The organism is Aeromonas australiensis (genome assembly GCF_000819725.1).
In the GTDB taxonomy this organism is placed as follows: Bacteria; Pseudomonadota; Gammaproteobacteria; order Enterobacterales; family Aeromonadaceae; genus Aeromonas; species Aeromonas australiensis.
Map to the genome: position 1 here is coordinate 1 of NZ_CDDH01000091.1, position 5,875 is coordinate 5,875.

Annotated in this window: 4 protein-coding genes and 1 pseudogene; 2 read left to right on the forward strand and 3 right to left on the reverse strand. The window is 60.5% G+C overall.

What is annotated here, in order from left to right; genetic code table 11:
* Positions 1–243 precede the first annotated feature (243 nt).
* Positions 244–1,104, reverse strand: a complete 861-nt coding sequence (locus BN1117_RS16055) for an AraC family transcriptional regulator (protein ID WP_040099003.1) — start codon at positions 1,102–1,104, stop codon at positions 244–246.
* A 4-nt stretch (positions 1,105–1,108) separates the two neighbouring features.
* On the reverse strand, positions 1,109–1,606 hold the full coding sequence (locus BN1117_RS16060) for a GNAT family N-acetyltransferase (RefSeq protein ID WP_040099004.1): 498 nt from the start codon (positions 1,604–1,606) through the stop codon (positions 1,109–1,111).
* A 161-nt stretch (positions 1,607–1,767) separates the two neighbouring features.
* On the opposite strand from BN1117_RS16060, the gene BN1117_RS16065 reads away from it, so the two are divergent.
* The gene (locus BN1117_RS16065; RefSeq protein WP_040099007.1) at positions 1,768–3,216 is read left to right on the forward strand and encodes a catalase; all 1,449 of its coding nucleotides are present in this window, start codon (positions 1,768–1,770) and stop codon (positions 3,214–3,216) included.
* Between the two features lie 624 nt (positions 3,217–3,840).
* Here BN1117_RS16065 and BN1117_RS16070 read toward each other — a convergent pair.
* Positions 3,841–4,158 carry a DUF1496 domain-containing protein gene (locus tag BN1117_RS16070; RefSeq protein ID WP_040099008.1) on the reverse strand — a complete coding sequence of 106 codons (318 nt, stop codon included), beginning with the start codon at positions 4,156–4,158 and terminating at the stop codon, positions 3,841–3,843.
* Between the two features lie 223 nt (positions 4,159–4,381).
* On the opposite strand from BN1117_RS16070, the pseudogene BN1117_RS16075 reads away from it, so the two are divergent.
* Positions 4,382–5,533: pseudogene (locus BN1117_RS16075) on the forward strand (hypothetical protein); the annotation flags it as partial.
* Between the last annotated feature and the right edge of the window lie 342 nt (positions 5,534–5,875).

Below are 5,875 nucleotides of genomic sequence, written 5' to 3' on the forward strand. Positions count from 1 at the left end.
CCGCCGAATTCCCCGGCAGATGGTCTTGTTAGGGCGATAGCATGGTCTTTGATGCCTTTTTCATGGCGAAGATGGCCGATAGGCCGACTTGTCAGCCAGTGAGCAGCCCCATGGAGCCGAGCGAAAAAAGAACCCCCCTCTTTGAAAAAGTGGGGGGTTCTTCAGCAATCTGAGAGCCGGACACTGTCCGGCTCTCTCGTTGCTGCGCGATGTGCTGCGCACAGCTCTTTGCCTGGATGTGCCCTACCCCTTGAGGCTGGAGCAGAAGCTGACATCGTCCTGCACCGGATCATCACTCATACTGTGATAGAGCTCGAAACAGGGACCATTGCCAAACTCCAGCCCGGCAGCAACGATGTCGCCGATATGCTCCTGCCAACGCGGGCCATACTGACTGCGGTCGGTAATAAGATAACGGGACTGGGCGTAACGACCGGCGGGAATAAGCTGGATCTCGACCGCTCCCATCCCCACCGTCCCCGCAGGTACCGTTACCCCGATGTCAGTGCGACACTGGGCTGGCGGAGTCACCTCGGGGTTATCGTGATAGATGAAGATCCACTCCCCACCTTCCAGACCGCGGGCGCTGGCCCACTGATGCAGCTGGCTGCAGACGGGGTCATACCCCTCGCCATAGGGGCCGGTGACACGCATATAGGCCAGAGTGCGGGCGTCCATCTCGATGGTTTTCATGGTATTGCTCCTTGCTGATGAGTGACCCTCAGCATAAGGATTCGGCTGCACAAGTGCGTGTCCATCCTTGCTCATCAAGTGTCCATTCTTGCTCTTGTCGCGGCGAAACTCTCCCGGCGAGCAACCATAGTAACGGCGAAATACCTTGGCAAACGCCTGAGAACTGGCGAGCCCCGCCCCCAACGCAATGGCCGTGACACTGGCATCGGTATAGCAGAGCCGCCAAGCAGCCCGCTGGATGCGCAGACGACGACACATCTCCCCGGGCGTCTCCCCCGCCACAGCCGTAAACACCCGGTGAAAATGGTAGAAAGACAAGCAGGCATTGCTTGCCAGCGTTTCGATGGAGAGATCGGGATTCTGCTCCAGCGCCCGGATCACCGGGCGCAATCTGGCATGATAATCGACCATAACGTTAGCGACTGGCGCCTCCCGGGACTCTGGCCATATAGAGTGCATCCACATAGCGCCCCTGGCGGAAGGCATAGTCGCGGGCTCGCCCCTCCTCGGTAAAACCGAACTTGCGATAGAGCGCCTGTGCGGCCTCATTGTCGGTATAGACGGTCAGCTCAATCCGGTGCAGGTTGAGCCAGTTATCTGCCATCTCCAGCACGGCCCCCAGCAAGGCCGAACCAACCCCCTTGCCAGCCCAGTCATCCCGCACTCCCATACCGATACTGGCCACATGCTTACGTCTCGGATTGGGCTCTACATGTAATGCGATCTGGCCTACCAACTTCCCCTCTACCTCGGCGATCAGCGCTACCACACCACTCTGTTCCAGCCGCTGTTGCCACACGCCCAGGGTCGGAAAAGGCAGTTGCAAGGTGCCCGCCTGGGCATTGGGCATGGCATAGAGATCCCGCAAGGCGGGGGCATCGGCGGGTTCGGCATGACGGATGGTAATCTGCATATGAGGCTCCTTCTCGAAACCTCCATCATGCAATATCCAGCGCGGTTACACATCCCCCACCCGCACCCATTTGTCTTGCCTATCAAAGGGCGAGGAAAGGCCCATTGGCCCATCTCTGCGCAGATCCGTAGGCTGACCCCATATCAACAAGGAGAGAAGCCATGACTGACAAGACCCTGCACAGCGCCAACGGCGCCCCCGTCGTCGACAACAACAACAGCCTCACCGCCGGCCCGCGCGGCCCCGTATTGATGCAAGATATCTGGTTGATGGAGAAACTCGCCCACTTCGACCGCGAGCGCATTCCCGAGCGGGTGGTTCACGCTAAGGGCTCGGGCGCCTACGGCACCTTTACCGTGACCCATGACATCAGCGCGTTCAGCAAGGCCGATCTGTTCAGCGCCATCGGCAAGCAGACGCCGGTATTCCTGCGCTTCTCCACCGTGGCCGGTGAGAAGGGCGCCGCCGATGCCGAGCGCGACGTGCGCGGCTTCGCCCTCAAGTTCTACACCGAGCAGGGCAACTGGGATCTGGTGGGCAACAACACCCCGGTCTTTTTCATCCGCGACCCGCTGAAATTCCCTGACTTCATTCACACCCAGAAGCGGGATCCGCGCACCAACCTGCGCAGCGCCACCGCCGCCTGGGACTTCTGGTCACGCCATCCGGAATCCCTGCATCAGGTCACCATACTGTTCAGCGATCGCGGCATTCCCAAGAGCCTGCGGGAGATGAACGGCTACGGCAGCCACACCTTCAGCTTTATCAACTCGGCCGATGAGCGCTTCTGGGTCAAGTTCCACTTCAAGACCGAACAGGGCCACAGCTTCTACACCGATGAAGAGGCCACCACCGCCGTCGGGCAGGATCGGGAGACCAGTCAGGCCGACCTGTTCAACGCCATCGAGCGAGGCGACTTCCCGCGCTGGAAGGTCTATGTGCAGGTGATGCCGGAGGCTGACGCCCAGACTTACAACATCCACCCGTTCGACCTCACCAAGGTGTGGCCCCACAGCGACTACCCGCTGATCCCGGTGGGCGTGCTGGAGCTTAACCAGAACCCCGACAACTACTTCGCCCATGTGGAGCAGGCCGCCTTTACCCCGGCTAACGTGGTGCCCGGTATCGGCTTCTCGCCGGATCGTATGCTGCAAGGGCGGCTCTTCTCCTATGGCGACACCCAGCGCTATCGCCTTGGCGTCAACCACGGTCTGCTGCCGGTCAACGCCCCGCGCTGCCCGTTCCATCACGGCGCCCACCGCGACGGTGCCATGCGGGCAGACAGCAATGGCGGCGCCAGCCCCAACTATCAACCGAACCGTTTCGGTACCCAACAACCGAGCGAGCAGCACGAACCGGCGCTGAGTCTGGAAGGGGCGGCCCTGCACTATGACTTCCGTGACTACGACAGCGACTACTACAGCCAGCCGGGCAACCTGTTCCGCATCATGGACGAGGGGCAGCGTTCACGGCTCGCCGCCAACCTGGCCCGCTCCCTGATCAACGTGGAGGATGACGCCATCGTCGCGGCCCAGCTCAAACACTTCGAGCAGGCCGACCCCGAGTACGCCAAACGGGTCGAACTGGCACTGGCCGCCTTGCAGCGCTAAGCCGCAAGCAGCAAAAAATCTGCAAAAGCAAAACGGGGGCCTGATGGCCCCCGTTATCGTGCTATTGACGGTGAGAAATAGAAAACGGAGCCCGAGGCTCCGTTTTTCAATGTGGTATCAATCTCTTACGGAACGTGCTTCACGCTCTTCCCGCTCCCTTGCCAACAAGCGTTTGTACCACCCGTTACTGCAACCAGGCTGTGCATTGGAAGAGTAACGCCGAGCTGGTGATAAATGCAAAACGGAGCCCGAAGCTCCGTTTTTCAATTTGGTGTCAATCTCTTACGGAACGTGCTTCACGCTCTTCCCGCTCCCTTGCCAACAAGGGTTTGAACCACCCGTTACTGCAACCAGGCTGTGCATTGGAAGAGTAACGCCGAGCTGGTGATAAATGCAAAACGGAACCCGAGGCTCCGTTTTTCAATGTGGTATCAATCTCTTACGGAACGTGCTTCACGCTCTTCCCGCTCCCTTGCCAACAAGCGTTTGTACCACCAACTACTGCGACGACGTTGTGCATTGGAAGAGCGACGAGCCATTTCTTGGGTTCCAGTCAAGAGAAGAAAGGAGCTGCATTATGCGACAGGGATCACGTCCATGTCTTTAGCTGGATCAAGAAAAGCCTCACTGACCCACGGAAATCGTCTTCTGATCTTTTGCGCCCCGGGTGGCAGGCAGCACCACCGCAGGAGAGCGCCAGGCCAGCGGGCCATTGCTCTCGAGGTCGTTCAGCGGGCCGCACACCAGCCAGATATCCCCCTGCAGAATCCGGGCCCCTTCGGAATATTTCTGATCCGCAAACCAGCAGACCCGCTCGGGCAACGACCCCAGCGGCAGTAGCAGCTCGGGGCTGGCAGAGTCGCCCACCACTGTGGTTTTGGGCGCGGCCAACGCGGGGACAAGCCAGAGAGAGGGCAGCAGGCAGAGCAGTAAATTTCTCATGAGAGGGATCCAGTTTCGATGCGAGGCATGTTCGAAGAAGCGACCAGCAGAGGGGTTTACTTGACTGGCAATCATACAGCCTGCTGGCATTGTGGAACCAATATGGTAGCCTGCCTGCGCCCGCACCCAACAGCAGGATGCTTGCTGCGGCCACCCCAGGTGACTCTGTCGACCAAGACAAAACATAACCTTATATATCAAACATTTACTGGATGCACTCCCGATGCGTATCATGCCGTTGCTCAAGGCGGCCTGCCTGAGCCTGATGTTATCCGCCTGCGTTGCCCCCTTGCTGCTGATGAGCCCCACCAGCCAGCTGATGTGGGCCCTGCTCAAGCCACTGGTCGGCTTTGACCCGAACGAGGTCAATCTGTTCGAACAACCCCTGATCAAGGATCGGATGACCGCCATCCTCGGCCCCCACTACGACAGCACCATGCAGCTGCTCAAGACCGCCGACAAGTTACAGCAGGAGGGGCCGCTGTTTTATGTGGTCTCCGAGTATGCGCCGGTGCCGGATATCGCCAAGCAGGCAGGGATGGTATGGAACTCGCAAACCAACCAGATGTCGGTTTTGCTGCAAAAAGGGGATGGCACCACCCAGACCTTTGGTGAAAACCTGGCTGACGCAGCACCGGTTTGGCCTACCGCCATGCAGGGCTGGCAACACCCCGCCAGCCGGCTCCTCCCTGCGGCCAATACCCTGAGCGGCGCGGCGACTAGTCAGAGTGGCGCCTCCCCCTTTTCCCTTGGCAGCGCGCTGGGCACAGTGACCCGTGGCGTCACCGGCTCGCTGACCAACAGCGCCAGTCAGGCCATCAGCGGCGCAGCCGCCCACGCCACCAGACAGGCCACCGGACAGGCCACCCAAGCGGTGAGCCAAAGCACGACCGCTCTTACCCGCTCTGCAACCACCGCAGTCACAGCGCCAGCCAAACAGGCCGCCAGCAGTGCCGCTGCGACCGTGACACAAGAGGCCACCAAGGCCGTTGCCACTCCTGCCAAGCAAGCAGTAAGCAGCACTGCTGCCACCGTGACGCAAGAAGCGACCAAAGCAGTTGTCGTTCCTGTCAAACAGGCCGTCAGCAGCACCGCTGCCACCGTGACACAAGAGGCCACCAAGGCCGTTGCCGCTCCGGCCAAGCAAGCCGTCAGCAACACCGCTGCCACCGTGACACAAGAGGCCACCAAGGCCGTTGCCACTCCTGCCAAGCAAGCAGTAAGCAGCACCGCTGCCACCGTGACACAAGAGGCCACCAAGGCCGTTGCCGCTCCGGCCAAGCAAGCCGTCAGCAGCACTGCTGCCACCGTGACGCAAGAAGCGACCAAAGCCGTTGCCGCGCCTGCCAAACAGGCTGTCAGCAGTGCCACTGCCACCGTGACGCAAGAGGCAACCAAGGCTGTTGCCGCTCCTGCCAAACAAGCAGTCAGCAGCACTACTGCCACCGTGACGCAAGAGGCCACCAAGGCTGTTGCCGTTCCTGCCAAACAGGCCGTCAGCAGCACCGCTGCCACCGTGACGCAAGAGGCAACCAAGGCTGCTTCCGCTCCGGCCAAACAGGCCGTCAGTGCCGCCTCTCATACAGCCGGAGAGAGCGTCGCCGATGCCGCCAGAGCCGCAGAAGCGGAAGCCCGCGCCAGGGCAGAAGCCGAGCTGGAGGCTCTGCTGAAATAAACCGACAGGCCGCCGCTAGGCGGTCTCAGACTGCTGACAAAC